Source organism: Citrobacter sp. CtB7.12 (assembly GCF_001297795.1).
Lineage (GTDB): Bacteria > Pseudomonadota > Gammaproteobacteria > Enterobacterales > Enterobacteriaceae > Citrobacter_A > Citrobacter_A amalonaticus.
In genome coordinates this window covers 116,463-133,453 of record NZ_LIFT01000001.1, presented here as the reverse complement: position 1 = coordinate 133,453, position 16,991 = coordinate 116,463, and the positions used below count along the sequence as shown (strand labels likewise).

Here is a 16,991-nt window from a genome sequence, read left to right as displayed (position 1 = left end):
AAAAACCCGCCTCGGCGGGTTTTTCGTTTTTGCTTGTCGCTTACATCAGCGGTGCGGCTAACTGCACAATACTGATCAGCGGCTGCGGGTAGATACCCAGCACCAGCACCAGCAGTGCGGAGATCAGTACCACAATACCGCCTGCGCTGTACTGCCAGTTAGACGGCGCATCGCGGTTAAGCTGCTGCGGTGCGCTCAGGTACAGACTCACGGCAACACGCAGGTAGTAATACAAACCAATCGCGGAACCAACCACCACAGCAGCAACCAGCCACCATAGGTTCGCCTGCACACCGACTGCCAGCACGTAGAATTTACCGATAAAGCCCAGCGTCATCGGGATACCTGCCAGAGACAGCATCATTACCGTCATCACTGCCGCGAGGATCGGACGATGCCAGAACAGCCCACGGTAGGAGAACAGAGAATCGGCATCCGGACCACGGTACGGACTGGACATCAGGCTGACCACGCCGAACGCGCCGAGGCTGCTGAACAGGTAACCGGCAAGGTAAACGCCGACCGCTTCCATGGACATCTCGCCGCTCTGCAGAGCAATCAGCGCCACTAACAGGTAGCCGAGGTGAGAGATAGACGAATAACCCAGCAGACGCTTGATGTTAGTCTGGCTCAGCGCCATCAGGTTACCGAAGATGATGGAAGCAAAGGCGATCACGCCAAGCACCACGCGAACCGCTTCACTGTCGCCAACCGGCGCGTACAGGAACAGACGCATCACCACGCCGAAGATAGCGATTTTGCTCGCCGTCGCCAGGAAGGTGGAAACCGGAGCCGGTGCGCCCTGGTATACGTCTGGCGTCCACAGGTGGAACGGAACCAGAGAGAGTTTAAAGCCCAGACCAACAATCATCATCCCGAAGCCCGCCAGCAGCAGCGGCTCGTTCAACATACCGTCGCCGAGGCTCTTACCGAGCGCGACAAACGACAGGTTGCCAGACTGCGCGTACACCAGCGCCATACCAAACAACAGGAATGACGAGGCGGCAGCAGACAGGATGGTGTATTTGATACTGGCTTCCAGCGAACGTTTCTGACGGAAGGCATAGCCCACCAGACCAAACAACGGCAGGGAGATCAGTTCGATACCAAGGAACAGCGCCGCCAGATGATTGGCGTTCGCCAGCAGAATGCCACCCAGCGCGGCAATCAACACCAGCAGGTAGAACTCTTCCCGGTTATCGTCATAGCCTTCCAGCCACGGGTAGGCAAAAGTACAGGTCGCCAGACTCGCCAGCAGAACCAGTCCGGTGTAGAGCATTGCGAAACCGTCAACCCGCATCAGCGGGGTCACGTCCATCGCGCCAGCCTGGCCAACAAACCAGAGCGAAACCAGCGCGGCGTTAAGCCCAATGACCGACAGCGTGGCATTGAGGAAGTGATTGCGTCGCCACGCAATGGAGAGCATCACAACCACCACCGTCAAGCCGACGATCAGCAGCGGTAGCAGCGCAATCAGGTGTTGTGGAGTTATTGTCATGGCGATTTACGGCCTTGTAGTAGTAACGGAATTAACAAACCACTGCTGGATGTTGCTCATCGCAGAATGCGAGGTATCCAGAATCGGCTGCGGATAGAAGCCAAGCAGTACCAGAAGCACGACCAGCAACAGGATGATAAACAGCTCACGCAGCGACATCCCTGGCAGCTCTTGTTGCGCAATCTGGCTCTTCGCTTTACCGAAGTAAGCGCGATGTAGCATCGCCAGCGAGTAAACAGAGGCAAACACCAGACCAAAGGTCGAAATCACGGTGATGACCGGAACCACCTGGTAGCTGCCAAACAGGATCATGAATTCGCCAACGAAGTTACCGGTGCCAGGCATACCCAGCGTCGCCACGGCGAAGAACATCGACAGCGCCGGTAACCATTTCATTTTGCCCCACAGGCCGCCCATCATACGCATGTCGCGGGTGTGCAAACGTTCGTACAGTTGACCACACAGAATGAACAGACCCGCAGCGGACAGGCCGTGCGCAATCATCTGAATCACCGCCCCCTGGTACGCCAGCTGGCTGCCGGTGTAGATGGCAATGAGTACGAAACCCATGTGTGAAACCGAGGTGTAGGCGATCAGACGTTTAATGTCGTACTGCGTGAACGCCATCCATGCACCGTAGAAGATACCGATAACGCCCAGCCACATCGCGATAGGCGCGAACTCCGCTGACGCGTTCGGGAACAGCGGCAGAGAGAAACGCAGCAGACCGTAAGCGGCGGTTTTCAGCAAAATACCGGCGAGGTCAACAGAACCCGCGGTCGGTGCCTGGGAGTGCGCATCTGGCAGCCAGCCGTGCAGTGGAACCACCGGCATTTTCACCGCAAACGCGATGAAGAAGCCCAGCATCAGCAGATATTCGACGCCGTGCGACATCGGCGTTTTCAGCAGGTCTTCATAGTTAAAGGTCCACACGCCGGTCGCATTATGGTGAACGAACACCAGCGCCAGGATGGCAATCAGCATCACCAGACCGCTCGCCTGGGTGTAAATGAAGAACTTGGTTGCCGCCGTGATACGCGTTTTACCGTCGGACGCCTTGTGGCCCCACAGCGCGATCAGGAAGTACATCGGCACCAGCATCATTTCCCAGAAGAAGAAGAACAGGAACATGTCGATGGCAAGGAACACACCGATCACGCCGCCCAGGATCCACATCAGGTTCAGGTGGAAGAAGCCCTGGTATTTTTCGATTTCTCGCCAGGAACACAACACCGCCAGAACGCCAAGCAGACCGGTCAGCACCACCATCAGCAGCGACAAACCGTCGATTGCCAGGTGAATCGAGATGCCAAAGCGCGGGATCCACGGCAGGACAAATTCAGACTGCCACTGCGGAATGCCAGCAGACTGCGTCAGCGAATAACCGCCCTGTAGCCACAGTTGCAGGCCAAGCGCGAGCGTCAGTCCCATGGTGATCAGCGCGATCCAGCGCGGCACCTTCACGCCAAAGCGTTCGGTCTGCCAGCACAGGAAGCCACCGATAAAGGGGATTAATATCAACCAAGGTAATAACATGGTGATCTTTGTTCCTTGTTTAAGTCCGGTTCAGGCTATCTCACTCGTCATAGCGAACCCCGACAGTGCTCGCAATCCTCACATACCTCAGTACGCTCCGGTTGCGGTGCACAGGCGGTGCTCACTCTGACTTCGCCGATAACGCCTGTCCAGTTGGACCTGATTTTCAACGAATTTTCTAAAAATTCTCTTTGAGCGTGTAGGCCGGATAAGCGTAGCGCCATCCGGCAGTCGTTCATCCAGCCCGCAAACTCAACGCAGTACCATCAGCAGTGCCAGCACCACCACGGCGCCAATGCTCATTGATGCGACATACCAGCGCAGATAACCGTTCTCGCTGAACAGCAGGCCTTTACCTGCAAAGCGGGAAAGGATGGCTGGCACGTTCATCAGGGCATTGAGCGGATCGCGTTTAAGCAGCCAGGCGACGCCAAGGAACGGCTTAACGAACACTTTGTCGTACAGCCAGTCGAAGCCCCAGGCGTTATACCACCAGGTGCCCAGCAGACGACCCGGCGCACTGTTGGCAATCGAGGTCACCAGAGTACGTTTACCCAACCACAACCATGCGGCAATCAGGATGCCCGCAATCGCTACCACGCCAGAAGTCATTTCCAGGGTCATCACGCGGCCATGCTCAAGTTCAGTTGTCTGTGGCAGTACACCCTGCAGCGGCGGCACAATCAGCGCGCCTACGAAGGTGGACAGGATCATCAGGACAATCAACGGCAGGTGGTGAGTAATCCCCTTCCCTGCATGAGCATGAATTTGTTCTTTACCGTGGAACACGATGAAAATCATACGGAAGGTATACAGGGAGGTCATGAACGCACCGACCAGTCCTGCCACCATCAGATTGATATGACCATTCGCCATCGCGCCTGCCAGAATCTCATCCTTACTGAAGAAGCCTGCGGTAATCAGCGGCAGCGCCGACAGCGCCGCACCGCCCACCAGGAAGCAGAGATAAACCAGCGGAATGGACTTACGCAGGCCACCCATCTTGAAGATGTTCTGTTCGTGATGGCAGGCCAGAATGACGGAACCGGACGCCAGGAACAGCAGCGCTTTAAAGAAGGCGTGCGTCATCAGGTGGAAAATCGCCGCATCCCATGCCTGAACGCCCAGCGCCAGGAACATGTAACCGATCTGGCTCATGGTGGAATAGGCGAGTACGCGCTTGATGTCGGTTTGCACCAGTGCGGCAAAACCTGCCATCACCAGCGTCACCGCACCCACGATACCGACCAGATGCAGAATTTCCGGGGTCATCAGGAACAGGCCATGCGTACGGGCAATCAGGTAAACACCAGCGGTCACCATCGTTGCGGCGTGGATCAGCGCGGAGACAGGCGTCGGGCCCGCCATCGCGTCAGCCAGCCATGTCTGCAACGGCAGCTGTGCCGATTTACCCACAGCACCACCCAGCAGCATTAGCGTCGCCCACGTCAGCATATTGTTGCCTGCGGCGAAGTGTGCTGGCGCCAGTTCAACCATTTCACGGAAGTTCAGGGTACCCAGCTCGTTGTACAGAATGAACAGTGCGAACGCGAGGAACACGTCACCCACACGGGTCACGACGAACGCTTTCATCGCCGCAGCGCCATTCTTTGGATCGGTGTAATAGAAACCGATCAGCAGGTAAGAGCACAGGCCCACGCCTTCCCAGCCGAGGTACATCAACAGCAGGTTATCGGACAGCACCAGAACAACCATGCTGGCGATAAACAGGTTCGTGTAAGCGAAGAAGCGGGAGTAGCCCTCTTCACCGCGCATGTACCAGGAGGCGAACATGTGGATCAGGAAACCGACACCAGTGACAACCGACAGCATGGTCAGCGACAGGCCGTCCAGTACCAGGTTGAAACCAATGTTGAAGTTACCGACAGACATCCACGTCCACAGCGGCTGGCTGAACGCCTGCTTGCCGTTGGCGAAGAAGTCCACGCCGACAAAGGCAGTGACCAGCGCCGCCAGACCAATGGAGCCTACGCCCACGGTTGCGGAGAGATTTTCTGACCAGCGTCCGCGAGAGAACGCCAGCAGGACAAAGCCAATCAATGGCAGAATGATGGTTAAGGCAAGCATGTTCATCCACGCATCTCACTTACTGAATCGATGTTCAGGTTCTGGCGACGGCGATGAAGTTGCAGCAACAGCGCAAGCCCTATACTCGCTTCGGCAGCCGCAAGGCTGATGGCGAGAATATACATCACCTGACCATCGGTCTGGCCCCAGTAGCTACCGGCAACCACAAAGGCCAGCGCGGAAGCGTTGATCATGATTTCCAGGCCAATCAGCATAAACAGCAGATTGCGGCGGATAACCAGACCGGTTAAACCCAGAACGAATAAAATCGCAGCGAGGATCAGTCCATGTTGTAAGGGGATCATGCGTGCTCCTCCGTTTTTCTTTTCGCGCTGTCGTCTTTACGGTTGCTCAGCACTTCACCTGAACGCTCTTCGCGTCCAACGTGGAAGGCAACAACCAGACCTGCCAGCAGCAGCATGGATGCCAGTTCAACCGCCAGTACGTAAGGCCCGAACAGGGTAATACCTACCGCTTTCGCGCTGATTGGCGTACCGTCGATACCCTGATCGTTAACCCCCAGAATGGCGTAAACAATCACCACCAGCATGATGGCCGACAGAATTGCCGGGCCAATCCACACCTGCGGCTTCAGCCACTGACGTTCCTGTTCGATTTCAGAACCGCCCAGGTTGAGCATCATCACCACAAACACGAACAGCACCATAATGGCGCCCGCGTAAACGATAATTTCCAGCGCACCCGCGAAGTAAGCGCCCAGCGAGAAGAACACCCCGGAAATCGCCAGCAGCGAAATAATCAGGTACAGCAGTGCGTGCACCGGATTGGTATGGGTGATCACCCGCAAGGTTGCGAGAATGGCGACCAGGCCACAGATATAAAAAGCGAACTCCATTGCCCCTCTCCTTACGGTAACAGGCTCTTGACGTCGATAGGCTTGGCTTCGTTCTCTGCTTCGCCCTTATCTTTGCCGTCGATTGCCATACCTGCCATCCGGTAGAAGTTATATTCCGGGTATTTGCCCGGACCGGAGATCAGCAGATCCTCTTTCTCGTAAACCAGATCCTGGCGCTTGTACTCACCCAGTTCGAAATCTGGCGTAAGCTGAATCGCGGTTGTTGGACAGGCTTCTTCGCACAGACCGCAGAAAATGCAGCGTGAGAAGTTAATGCGGAAAAACTCCGGATACCAGCGACCATCTTTGGTCTCTGCTTTTTGCAGAGAGATACAGCCTACCGGACACGCTACCGCACACAGGTTACAGGCAACGCAGCGCTCCTCATCGTCCGGGTCGCGCGTCAGCACAATGCGACCACGAAAACGGGGCGGGAGATAGACCGGCTCTTCCGGGTACATCTGCGTTTCGCGTTTGGCGAACGCATGCAGGCCGATCATCCAGATACTGCGTACCTGGGTGCCGAAGCCTACTAACAATTCTTTTAAGGTCATGGTCTTTGTGCCCCTTATTGCGCCTGCCAGAGAATGACAGCCGCCGTTACCAGCAAGTTGATGAGCGTCAGCGGCAGGCAGATTTTCCAGCCGAAGGACATTACCTGGTCATAACGAGGACGCGGTAACGACGCACGAATCAAAATGAACATCATCATGAAGAACGCGGTTTTAATCGCGAACCAGAAGAATGGCGGTAAGAACGGGCCCTGCCAGCCACCGAAGAACAGGGTAACCATCAGCGCAGAAATGGTGACGATACCGATGTACTCGCCCACAAAGAACAGACCGAATTTCATCCCGGAGTATTCAATGTGGTAACCATCGGCCAGTTCCTGCTCGGCTTCCGGCTGGTCAAACGGATGACGGTGACACACCGCCACGCCCGCGATAGCGAAGGTGACAAAACCAAAGAACTGCGGAATAACGTTCCAGATATCAGCCTGGCTGTTGACGATGTCGGTCATGTTAAAGGAACCGGCCTGCGCCACCACGCCCATCAGGGAAAGGCCGAGGAACACTTCGTAGCTGAGCGTCTGCGCAGACGCACGCATCGCACCCAACAGCGAGTATTTGTTGTTGCTCGACCAACCGGCGAACAGCACCGCATACACCGCCAAACCCGCCATCATCAGGAAGAACAAGATCCCGATGTTCAGATCCGCGACCACCCAACCCGGACTCACCGGCACGATGGCAAACGCCAGCAGCAGCGAGGTAAAGGCGATCATTGGCGCAAGGGTAAAGATGACGCGATCCGAGAATTTCGGGATCCAGTCTTCTTTAAAGAACATCTTGATCATGTCCGCAACCAGCTGGAGCGAACCGCCCCAGCCTACACGGTTCGGTCCGTAACGGTTCTGGAACAGACCCAGCAGACGACGTTCGCCAAAGCTCATGAATGCCCCGCAGGTGACCACCACCAGCAGAATCACCACCGCTTTGAGGATGGTCAGCAGGATTTCGATCAGATCCGGTGTAATCCAACTCATTGTTGTGCCTCCTGCAGATCCTCAAGACGCGCACCCGCCAGAACAGGGGCAATGCCCGGCATGCCCATCGGCAAGCCAACCTGCCCTGCCGTCAGCCCTTCGGCGATTTCAACCGGCAGCGTGACCGTATTGCCATCGTAGCTAAAGGAGACGCGGGTACCGGCATTCACGCCCAACTTCGCGGCATCGGCCGGGTTGAGTTTGATGTACGGTTGCGGCATGCGGCTCTGGAAGACCGGCGCACGCTGAGACAGTTCATCGCTACCAAACAAATGGTAGTACGGCGCGATACGCCACTGACCGTCCTGGGCCTGGAAGCTTGCAGGAACCGTCGCGAAGTAATCCAGACTGCCCTCTGAGGCTTCAATCAGACGCACACCCGGATCGCCATGGCGCAGTTTCCCGCCCACTTCATCCTGGAACTTGTTCCACGCCTGTGGAGAGTTCCAGCCCGGCGCCCAGGCAAATGGAATCTGTGAACGCGGCGCAGACGGCTGGTTGTTCCCTTCCATTGAGAAGGCAAACATCGTGTCTTTGTCCTGCGGCTGACGCGGTTCATGAACGCTGATGTTCGCGCGCATCGCCGTACGACCACTGTAACGGTGCGGCTCACGCGCCAGTTTCTGTCCACGAATGCGGAAGGTGGCATCCGGCGCAGCATCTTTAATACCGGCCAGTTCAGGCATCGCGGCGACAACCGCGTCGATCACGTGGTCAAGCTGCGTCCAGTCCACTTCGCGGTTCTGTACGGTGCTGTGCAGTGAATGCAACCAGCGCCAGCTTTCCAGCATGATGGTATTGCTGTCGTAGTACGCCGGATCGTAAACCTGGAAGAAACGCTGGGCACGGCCTTCGTTGTTGATGACCGTGCCGTCGCTTTCGGCAAAGCTGGCGGCGGAAAGCACCAGATGGGCGTTTTCCATGATCGCCGTACGCTGATGGTCAACCACCATCACCAGCGGCGCTTTTGCCAGCGCAGCATTCACGCGCGTTGCCGACGCATGACGATGCAGATCGTTTTCCAGCACGACCACCGCGTCAGCACGGCCGGTTTCCAGTTCGGTCAGCGCATCGTCGAGCGAACCACCGCCCATAATGCCCAGACCCATACTGTTAACCGAACGGGTAATCATCGTGATGCCGACGTCCGCACCGCGACCTTTCAGCGCTTTCGCCACGTTGGCAGCCGCCTGAATCACTTCTGCGCTACCGGCGTTGGTACCGGAAATGATCAGCGGTTTTTTCGCCCCCGCCAGCGCCTGGACGATCACGTCGATTTTGTTTTGCAGGTCACTGCTGATGCCGTCAACGGCTGGCGCATTGTTGTCCAGCGCATGGGCAATCGCGAAGCCTAAACGCGCCTGATCTTCAACCGGCGCACGGTAGGTCCAGGCCGCGATATCATCCAGACGGGTGTTATCCACATTGGTCACGAACAGCGGGTGCTTCGCGCGTTGGCCGATGTTGAGGATCGCCGCAATCTGCCAGTCAGCCACTTTCTGGGCTGCCGCCATTTCGCGTGCCTTGCCTTTCACCGCCTGACGCACGGCCAGTGCAACGCGAGCGCCGGTCTGAGTGATGTCTTCGCCCAGCACCAGTACCGCATCGTAAGATTCAATATCACGCAGCGCAGGGGTATGCACACCGCCTTCACGCAGCACCTTCAGTGCCAGTTGCAGACGTTCCTGCTCGGATTGTGCAATCCCGGTATAGAAGTTTTCCGCCCCGACCAGTTCACGCAACGCGAAGTTGCTCTCAACGCTGGCGCGCGGTGAGCCGATGCCAATCACTTTCTTCGACTGACGCAGAATATCTGCCGCGCCCTGCATTGCCTGTTCGGCGTTGAGGGTGATCAGGTCATCGCCACGACGCTGTACTGGCTGACGCGGACGGTCTTTCAGGTTCACGTAACCATAGCCAAAACGACCGCGGTCGCAGAGGAAGTAGTGGTTAACGGTCCCGTTATAACGGTTTTCGATACGACGCAGTTCGCCGTAACGCTCACCTGGGCTGATGTTACAGCCGATGGAACATTGTTGGCAGATGCTCGGCGCAAACTGCATGTCCCATTTACGGTTATAGCGTTCGGAATGCGTTTTATCGGTGAATACGCCGGTCGGGCAGATTTCCACCAGGTTACCGGAGAATTCACTCTCCAGGGTACCGTCTTCCGGACGTCCGAAGTAGACGTTATCGTGCGCGCCATACACGCCCAGATCCTGACCGTCTGCATAATCTTTGTAGTAACGCACACAGCGATAACAGGCGATGCAGCGGTTCATTTCATGAGAAATGAACGGCCCCAGGTCCTGGTTGCGGTGAGTACGTTTGGTGAAACGATAGCGACGGAAACTGTGGCCGGTCATCACGGTCATATCCTGGAGGTGGCAGTTACCGCCCTCTTCACAGACCGGACAGTCGTGCGGGTGGTTGGTCATCAACCACTCCACCACGCTTTCGCGGAACTGTTTCGCTTCTTCGTCGTCAATCGAAATAAACGTGCCTTCGGTTGCCGGTGTCATACAAGACATCACCAGGCGACCACGCGTGTCTTCCGCGTTTTGGTATTGCTTCACCGCACACTGGCGGCAAGCACCAACGCTTCCCAGCGCCGGATGCCAGCAAAAGTACGGAATATCAAGGCCGAGAGACAGACAAGCTTCCAGCAGGTTGTCCGCTCCGTTGACCTCATATTCTTTGCCGTCTACATGAATCGTAGCCATAGTCAGCATGCTTCCAGTTGGCTTAGTCAGAGACTAAGCGTTAATCGAAATTCATATCGCGATACAGGCTCAGAGGCCTGTAATCACCAGCGCTCTTTCAGCAGGTTCGGCTGAATACCACCAATCGCGTGGGTATTGCTGAACGACTGCTTAATGCCAGCTTCGAATTCTTCGCGGAAATATTTAATGGCGCTCTGTAGCGGCTCAACCGCGCCCGGTGCGTGCGCACAGAAGGTTTTACCCGGGCCGAGGAAACGACACAGTTGCTCAAGTGTCTCGATATCCCCAGGCTGGCCTTCGCCACGCTCCAGCGCACGCAGAATTTTGACGCTCCACGGCAGGCCGTCACGACATGGCGTACACCATCCGCAGGATTCACGAGCAAAGAACTCTTCCAGGTTACGTACCAGAGGCACCATGCCTATCTCGTGGTCAACCGCCATTGCCAGCGCGGTACCCAGACGGCTTCCGGCTTTACCAATGCTCTCAAATTCCATTGGCAGATCGAGGTGCGCTTCGGTCAGGAAATCAGTTCCCGCGCCGCCAGGCTGCCAGGCTTTGAACTTCAGTCCATCGCGCATGCCGCCCGCGTAATCTTCGAGGATCTCACGTGCGGTGGTACCGAACGGCAGTTCCCACAGTCCCGGATTCTTCACGCGACCCGAGAAGCCCATCAGCTTGGTGCCAGCATCTTTGCTCTTCGAAATGTTCTGGTACCACTCCACGCCGTTGGCGAGGATCGCCGGAACGTTACACAGCGTTTCCACGTTGTTGACGCAGGTCGGTTTACCCCATGCGCCGGAGGTCGCCGGGAACGGCGGCTTCGAACGCGGGTTAGCGCGACGGCCTTCAAGGGAGTTGATCAGCGCCGTTTCTTCACCGCAGATGTAGCGCCCTGCCCCGGTGTGAACAAACAGTTCGAAATCAAAACCGGTGCCCATGATATTTTTGCCGAGCAGACCGGCTTCGGTCGCTTCCGCAATCGCACGGCGCAGATGCACGGCGGCTTCAATGTATTCACCGCGCAGGAAGATGTAGCCCCGGTACGCTTTCAGCGCAAACGCGGAGATCAGCATGCCTTCCACCAGCAGATGCGGCAGCTGTTCCATCAGCAAACGGTCTTTATAGGTGCCCGGCTCCATTTCATCCGCGTTACACAGCAGGTAGCGGATGTTCATGGATTCGTCTTTTGGCATCAGGCTCCACTTCAGACCGGTGGAAAAGCCTGCGCCGCCGCGCCCTTTCAGGCCAGCGTCTTTGACCTGGTTGACGATTTCGTCCGGGGACAGACCAGTCAGCGCCTTACGCGCACCTTCGTAGCCGTTCTTGCTACGGTATTCGTCCAGCCACACGGGCTGTTTATCATCACGCAGACGCCAGGTCAGCGGATGCGTTTCGGGAGTACGGATAATGTCTTTCATTTATACCGCTCCAGCAGTTCAGGAATGCCTTCCGGGGTCAGGTGAGCGTGAGTATCCTCATCGATCATCATGTTCGGCCCTTTGTCGCAGTTCCCAAGGCAACAGGTCGGCAGCAGCGTAAAGCGACCGTCGAAGGTCGTCTGCCCCGGCTTGATGTTGAGCTTTTTCTCCAGCGCAGCCTGAATCCCCTGGTAACCGTTGATATGGCACACCACGCTGTCGCAATAGCGGATCACGTGGCGACCCACCGGCTGGCGGAAGATCTGACTGTAAAACGTCGCAACACCTTCGACATCGCTTGCCGGGATCCCCAGCACATCAGCGATCGCGTGGATCGCACCGTCCGGCACCCAGCCACGCTGCTTCTGAACGATTTTCAGCGCTTCAATGGACGCCGCACGCGGGTCTTCGTAGTGGTGCTTCTCGTGCTCAATGGCTTCACGCTCTGCCGCACTCAGCTCAAAAGCCTCGGTTTGTGGTTGTTGATTCTCGTGCATAATTAGCGGTCCACATCTGACATAACAAAATCGATACTACCCAGATGGACGATCAGGTCGGACACCAGGCTGCCACGTACTGCCACCGGGATCTGCTGCAAATGCGCGTAGCTCGGGGTACGAATACGGGTACGATAACTCATGGTGCTGCCATCGCTGGTCAGGTAGTAACTGTTGATACCCTTGGTCGCTTCCACCATCTGGAAGGACTCATTCGCCGGCATAACCGGGCCCCACGACACTTGCAGGAAGTGGGTGATCAGGGTTTCGATATGTTGCAGCGTGCGCTCTTTCGGCGGCGGCGTCGTCAACGGGTGATCCGCTTTGAACGGGCCTTCCGGCATGTTGTTGAGGCACTGCTCAAGGATGCGCAGACTCTGGCGCAGCTCTTCCACTTTCAGCATCACGCGGGTGTAGCAGTCGGAAACCCCGCCGCCAACCGGCACTTCAAAGTCAAAGTTTTCGTAGCCAGAGTAAGGGCGTGCTTTACGCACGTCGAAATCAATACCGGTCGCACGCAGCGCCGCACCGGTGCAGCCCCAGTCCAGCGCTTCTTTCTTACCGTAAGCGGCAACGCCCTGCGAACGCCCTTTCAGAATGGTGTTTTGCAGTGCGGCTTTCTCGTAAGAAGCCAGACGCTTCGGCATCCAGTCGAGGAATTCACGCAGCAGTTTGTCCCAGCCGCGCGGCAGGTCATGCGCCACGCCGCCAATACGGAACCAGGCCGGGTGCATACGGTAGCCGGTGACCGCTTCTACGATGTCGTAGATTTTCTGACGGTCGGTAAAGGCAAAGAAGACCGGCGTCATGGCGCCGACGTCCTGGATAAACGTCGAGATATACAGCAGATGGCTGTTAATGCGGAACAGCTCGGAGAGCATCACGCGGATAACGTTAACGCGATCCGGTACGGTAATGCCCGCCAGTTTTTCCACTGCCAGCACGTACGGCATCTCGTTGACGCAGCCGCCGAGGTATTCGATACGGTCGGTATACGGAATGTAGCTATGCCAGGACTGACGTTCGCCCATCTTTTCAGCACCACGGTGGTGGTAACCGATGTCAGGCACACAGTCGACAATCTCTTCGCCATCAAGCTGAAGAACAATACGGAATGCACCGTGTGAAGACGGGTGGTTCGGGCCGAGGTTGAGGAACATAAAGTCCTCGTTTTCGGTACCACGCTGCATGCCCCAGTCTTCCGGTTTGAAGGTCAGCGCTTCCATTTCCAGATCCTGCTTCGCTTTGGTCAGCTCAAACGGATCGAATTCGGTAGCACGCGCCGGGTAGTCTTTACGCAGCGGATGGCCTTTCCAGGTTGGCGGCATCAACAGACGCGTCAGGTGCGGGTGTCCGTCAAATTCAATACCAAACATGTCCCAGGTTTCACGCTCATACCAGTTAGCGTTCGGGAACAGTTTGGTGAAGGTCGGTACACGCAGGTCGTTTTCAGACAAGGCCACCTTGAGCATGATATCGCGATTGCGTTCAATGGAAATCAGGTGGTAGAAAACGGAAAAATCCGCGGCGGGTAACCCTTCGCGGTGTGTGCGCAGACGTTCGTCCATGCCGTGTAAGTCAAACAGCATGACGTAAGGTTTCGGCAACCTCTTTAAGAAATCGCCCACTTCCAGTAATTGTTCACGCTTGACCCAAACAACGGGTACCCCGGTGCGAGTCGCCTGAACGGTAAAGGCATCCGGCCCAAAACGGTTGCGCAGTTCGCCGATGACCGGGTCATCAAGGTGATCCCTGGTCTGCCATGCGGCTTCTTGCGCGGTTAAGTCGGTCATATTGTTCACCATTGCAAATGGTCCGTGGTGACTGTCGACAGAGCTTCGCGCGATTTATGTAGTGATAGGCGAAGTAAAATGCTGCTGCCGACAGGCGCAAATTAAATCTCGTCTGGTGTACGCAGATTCGTTACTGCAATGCGTTCGCCGCGTTTACGCTCGCGCTCTGACTGCATGTTGGCGCGATAAACGCCCTGATCGCCAACCACCCAAGAGAGCGGACGACGTTCTTTGCCAATGGAATCCTGCAACAGCATTAACGCCTGCATGTACGCTTCCGGACGCGGCGGGCAACCCGGGATGTAAACATCCACAGGGATAAACTTATCAACGCCCTGCACTACCGAATAAATATCGTACATACCGCCGGAGTTGGCACATGCGCCCATGGAAATGACCCATTTCGGCTCCAGCATCTGATCGTAAAGACGCTGAATGACCGGCGCCATTTTGGTAAAGCAGGTCCCCGCTACCACCATCAAGTCAGCCTGACGTGGTGAAGCACGCAGGACTTCCGCGCCAAAGCGCGCCACGTCATGTACGGCGGTGAACGAGGTCACCATCTCTACGTAGCAGCAGGAAAGGCCGAAGTTATAAGGCCAGATTGAGTTTTTGCGACCCCAGTTAACCATGTCATGCAGTTTGCCCATGAACACGTTCTTGTTAACTTCCTGTTCCAGGGGGTCGGTTACGATCTCCTGTTTTTGCAGGGGGTAACGGTCGTTCTCACCGTTAGGATCTATGCGGGTGAGCGTATAATCCATCTTAATGCCTCGCGGTTAGCGTTGACGATTAGCGATACTGTTCGTTTCCGGGTTCATACGCTCGCGGCGTGAACGCGCGGGCGTCCAGTCCAGCGCGCCAATACGCACCAGATAAACCAGACCTGCCAGTAACACAAAAATAAAAATTGCAGCTTCCACAAAGCCTACCCAACCGCTTTCGCGGATAGAGGTCGACCATGCGAACAGATACAGCGCTTCAACGTCGAAGATAACGAAGAACATGGCTACCAGATAAAACTTGGCAGACAGGCGTAAGCGGGCGGTGCCGACCGAGTCGATACCTGATTCAAACGGGGTGTTTTTTGACCTCGCGCGTGCGCGACCGCCTAAAAACCAACCGCCGATAAGCATCAGGCAGCACAGGCCAATGGCAACAATAAGAAAGATAGCGAATGCCCAGTGATGAGCGATGACTTCAGTGGATATTGACATACTCATTGCTTACTCATCAAAAGTAGCGCCAAATTCTCTGCTCTTTTCGGCAGATGAACGCCACATCGATTCATGGGGAGGAATAAAAAAAACCTTACAATCGCTGCAGAAAATGTTTTAGACAGCCAATTGATGGGGTTTTTTACTCCTTTCTATAACCTTTTGTCAACTTTAACAAAAGTTTCCTCACATTAATTTACATGATAACAACACCCTTAACATTTAATGCGCTTTAGCACCGTGTCGATCGATTCACAGGCTAAATGGGGATGTTGTTGAATCGTGTCCGTTGTGAAGTAAGTAGAAAAAAACGCGCCTATTTTGACAGGAATTGATCCAAAAGCCTTCCCCTAAAAGGGAGTATTTTCTTGATCTGTGACACGCTTTTGTTAATCCACCTCAAAAAACAGCAACAATTTCTCTCGTTTTTTAACATGAGAGGGTTGACCTGCGAATTTCGCTTCTTTTTTACGCATTTTTTAATCGCAACGTCTACTCGCTGATTTATGAGGATTTTTACCTTTTTCCTCCTGCCCGTTAAGGATATTAGTACAAAAAAAGAACCACTGGATGTTTTTTAATCTCCAGTGGCTCTTTTTTACACTTGCCCTTTTTAATGCTTTTTTTGTGACCCGTTACTCATAGTCTCCCTGGACCAGCACGGAATCATCTCCCCCTTCTGGGGTAATTGGGCTGTACTGCCACGGATTCTGCCAGGTATCCATCGCCTGATAGATAACCTGCGCCAGATCGTTCTTCGAGGCCGGGTCACGGCACAGCAGGTATTCGGTGTCCGGCAACGGCGGTAATCCGTCAACTGCCCCCAGCACGCGTAGATCCGGGCTCATCATTTCTACCGGACGCGCCGTCACGCCAAGACCAGCTTTCACCGCCGCGCGCACGGCCGGCAATGTCGACGCCACATAGGCCAGTCGCCAGGGGATGTTCGCCGCATTCAGGGTGGCAAGAACCACATCACGGAACGGACTGGGATCATCCAACAACACCAGCGGAACCGGTTCGCCCTTTTGCAGCACATACTCTGCGGCACAGTACCAGTGTGTCGGCGAGGTACGCAGCGTCAGGCTCTCAAACGGTCCGGGACGGTTAGTGGTGACGATCAGATCCACCTCTTGCGATTTCAGCATATCGAGCATGAAGGCATTTCGCTTCACTCTGACATCCAGCGCAAGCTTCGGATAAACCGAGCTAATGCGATTCAGGAGGAAAGGCAGTATCGTATCGGCGGATTCATCCGAAGCCCCGATAGTTAATACTCCCTGAAGATTGCTGAACATCAATGATGAGCAGGCCTCATCATTGAAACGTAGGATTTTTCTGGCGTAACCCAAAAGCTGAATGCCGTGTTCAGTCAACAGTTTGTTACGACCGTGACGAGCGAAGAGTTCTTTTCCCACGAGCTGTTCGAGGCGCTGCATCTGTTGGCTCACCGCAGACTGAGTACGACACACCGCTGCAGCTGCTGCTGCAAATGTGTTCAGATCGGCAACAGCAACAAATGTTCTCAGCAGATCGAGGTCGAGGTTAATTATCGGACGATTTGCATTTATCATAATTTTTCACTTACTGGCGGCTCATACTGAGCTTGTTAATGCTGTGCATACAAAATCAAGCAATTCCGTTTGTAATGCGCTTCCTTAGCAGAGTCACCCGCTGACAGCAGGTGAAAGTAAATAGGTATATCATGTGACTGGCGAAATGCTACCCTCTTTCTTACGTAATAATACCTTACGCGAACTCTCAGGTTATTTCGTTAAGAACGGGCTGACCTATTAAAGCCTATGTAGATTTCTGC

The 16,991-nt window shown here is 55.3% G+C and carries 14 protein-coding genes; all 14 read right to left on the bottom strand.

The annotated features are described in order from the left end of the window. Positions 1-40 precede the first annotated feature (40 nt). The 14 genes from nuoN to lrhA all read right to left on the bottom strand — a co-directional run bounded on the left by nuoN (position 41) and on the right by lrhA (position 16,749). Positions 41-1,498 carry an NADH-quinone oxidoreductase subunit NuoN gene (nuoN, locus tag AOY24_RS00675; protein WP_043000022.1) on the bottom strand — a complete coding sequence of 486 codons (1,458 nt, stop codon included), beginning with the start codon at positions 1,496-1,498 and terminating at the stop codon, positions 41-43. A gap of 6 nt (positions 1,499-1,504) precedes the next feature. Then, positions 1,505-3,034: an NADH-quinone oxidoreductase subunit M gene (gene nuoM, locus AOY24_RS00670; RefSeq protein ID WP_043000021.1), complete on the bottom strand. Its 1,530-nt coding sequence runs from the start codon at positions 3,032-3,034 to the stop codon at positions 1,505-1,507. Positions 3,035-3,286: 252 nt separating this feature from the next. Further along, positions 3,287-5,128 (bottom strand): NADH-quinone oxidoreductase subunit L, encoded by a 1,842-nt coding sequence (nuoL, locus tag AOY24_RS00665; RefSeq protein ID WP_054175970.1) that lies wholly within the window; start codon positions 5,126-5,128, stop codon positions 3,287-3,289. Beyond that, positions 5,125-5,427, bottom strand: a complete 303-nt coding sequence (gene nuoK / locus AOY24_RS00660) for an NADH-quinone oxidoreductase subunit NuoK (protein WP_000612644.1) — start codon at positions 5,425-5,427, stop codon at positions 5,125-5,127. The genes nuoL and nuoK overlap by 4 nt, the downstream gene beginning before the upstream one ends. Next, positions 5,424-5,978 (bottom strand): NADH-quinone oxidoreductase subunit J, encoded by a 555-nt coding sequence (gene nuoJ / locus AOY24_RS00655; RefSeq protein WP_043000019.1) that lies wholly within the window; start codon positions 5,976-5,978, stop codon positions 5,424-5,426. Before nuoJ ends, nuoK begins: the two co-directional genes overlap by 4 nt. Before the next feature lie 11 nt (positions 5,979-5,989). Then, complete coding sequence (gene nuoI, locus AOY24_RS00650; RefSeq protein WP_054175969.1) at positions 5,990-6,532, bottom strand: NADH-quinone oxidoreductase subunit NuoI; 543 nt, start codon at positions 6,530-6,532, stop codon at positions 5,990-5,992. A 14-nt stretch (positions 6,533-6,546) separates the two neighbouring features. Then, a complete protein-coding gene (nuoH, locus tag AOY24_RS00645) occupies positions 6,547-7,524 on the bottom strand; it encodes an NADH-quinone oxidoreductase subunit NuoH (protein WP_054175968.1) in 978 nt (325 codons plus the stop codon). Beyond that, a complete protein-coding gene (gene nuoG, locus AOY24_RS00640; protein WP_054176042.1) occupies positions 7,521-10,247 on the bottom strand; it encodes an NADH-quinone oxidoreductase subunit NuoG in 2,727 nt (908 codons plus the stop codon). Before nuoG ends, nuoH begins: the two co-directional genes overlap by 4 nt. 83 nt (positions 10,248-10,330) lie before the next feature. After that, on the bottom strand, positions 10,331-11,668 hold the full coding sequence (gene nuoF, locus AOY24_RS00635) for an NADH-quinone oxidoreductase subunit NuoF (protein ID WP_042317808.1): 1,338 nt from the start codon (positions 11,666-11,668) through the stop codon (positions 10,331-10,333). After that, complete coding sequence (nuoE, locus tag AOY24_RS00630) at positions 11,665-12,165, bottom strand: NADH-quinone oxidoreductase subunit NuoE (protein WP_042317807.1); 501 nt, start codon at positions 12,163-12,165, stop codon at positions 11,665-11,667. The genes nuoF and nuoE overlap by 4 nt, the downstream gene beginning before the upstream one ends. 2 nt (positions 12,166-12,167) lie before the next feature. Then, positions 12,168-13,970, bottom strand: coding sequence for an NADH-quinone oxidoreductase subunit C/D (gene nuoC / locus AOY24_RS00625; RefSeq protein ID WP_080343264.1), 1,803 nt, complete (start codon positions 13,968-13,970; stop codon positions 12,168-12,170). Between the two features lie 89 nt (positions 13,971-14,059). Then, positions 14,060-14,722 carry an NADH-quinone oxidoreductase subunit NuoB gene (gene nuoB, locus AOY24_RS00620; RefSeq protein WP_003028075.1) on the bottom strand — a complete coding sequence of 221 codons (663 nt, stop codon included), beginning with the start codon at positions 14,720-14,722 and terminating at the stop codon, positions 14,060-14,062. A 15-nt stretch (positions 14,723-14,737) separates the two neighbouring features. Beyond that, positions 14,738-15,181, bottom strand: coding sequence for an NADH-quinone oxidoreductase subunit NuoA (nuoA, locus tag AOY24_RS00615; protein ID WP_054175967.1), 444 nt, complete (start codon positions 15,179-15,181; stop codon positions 14,738-14,740). Positions 15,182-15,810: 629 nt separating this feature from the next. Then, complete coding sequence (gene lrhA, locus AOY24_RS00610) at positions 15,811-16,749, bottom strand: transcriptional regulator LrhA (RefSeq protein WP_043000017.1); 939 nt, start codon at positions 16,747-16,749, stop codon at positions 15,811-15,813. Positions 16,750-16,991: the final 242 nt, after the last annotated feature.

Excerpts from the sequence above, each read along its gene's own strand:
- nuoN (WP_043000022.1), bottom strand. The coding sequence starts at position 1,498 with ATGACAATAACTCCACAACACCTGATTGCGCTGCTACCGCTGCTGATC.
- nuoM (WP_043000021.1), bottom strand. The coding sequence starts at position 3,034 with ATGTTATTACCTTGGTTGATATTAATCCCCTTTATCGGTGGCTTCCTG.
- nuoL (WP_054175970.1), bottom strand. The coding sequence starts at position 5,128 with ATGAACATGCTTGCCTTAACCATCATTCTGCCATTGATTGGCTTTGTC.
- nuoK (WP_000612644.1), bottom strand. The coding sequence starts at position 5,427 with ATGATCCCCTTACAACATGGACTGATCCTCGCTGCGATTTTATTCGTT.
- nuoJ (WP_043000019.1), bottom strand. The coding sequence starts at position 5,978 with ATGGAGTTCGCTTTTTATATCTGTGGCCTGGTCGCCATTCTCGCAACC.
- nuoI (WP_054175969.1), bottom strand. The coding sequence starts at position 6,532 with ATGACCTTAAAAGAATTGTTAGTAGGCTTCGGCACCCAGGTACGCAGT.
- nuoH (WP_054175968.1), bottom strand. The coding sequence starts at position 7,524 with ATGAGTTGGATTACACCGGATCTGATCGAAATCCTGCTGACCATCCTC.
- nuoG (WP_054176042.1), bottom strand. The coding sequence starts at position 10,247 with ATGGCTACGATTCATGTAGACGGCAAAGAATATGAGGTCAACGGAGCG.
- nuoF (WP_042317808.1), bottom strand. The coding sequence starts at position 11,668 with ATGAAAGACATTATCCGTACTCCCGAAACGCATCCGCTGACCTGGCGT.
- nuoE (WP_042317807.1), bottom strand. The coding sequence starts at position 12,165 with ATGCACGAGAATCAACAACCACAAACCGAGGCTTTTGAGCTGAGTGCG.
- nuoC (WP_080343264.1), bottom strand. The coding sequence starts at position 13,970 with ATGGTGAACAATATGACCGACTTAACCGCGCAAGAAGCCGCATGGCAG.
- nuoB (WP_003028075.1), bottom strand. The coding sequence starts at position 14,722 with ATGGATTATACGCTCACCCGCATAGATCCTAACGGTGAGAACGACCGT.
- nuoA (WP_054175967.1), bottom strand. The coding sequence starts at position 15,181 with ATGAGTATGTCAATATCCACTGAAGTCATCGCTCATCACTGGGCATTC.
- lrhA (WP_043000017.1), bottom strand. The coding sequence starts at position 16,749 with ATGATAAATGCAAATCGTCCGATAATTAACCTCGACCTCGATCTGCTG.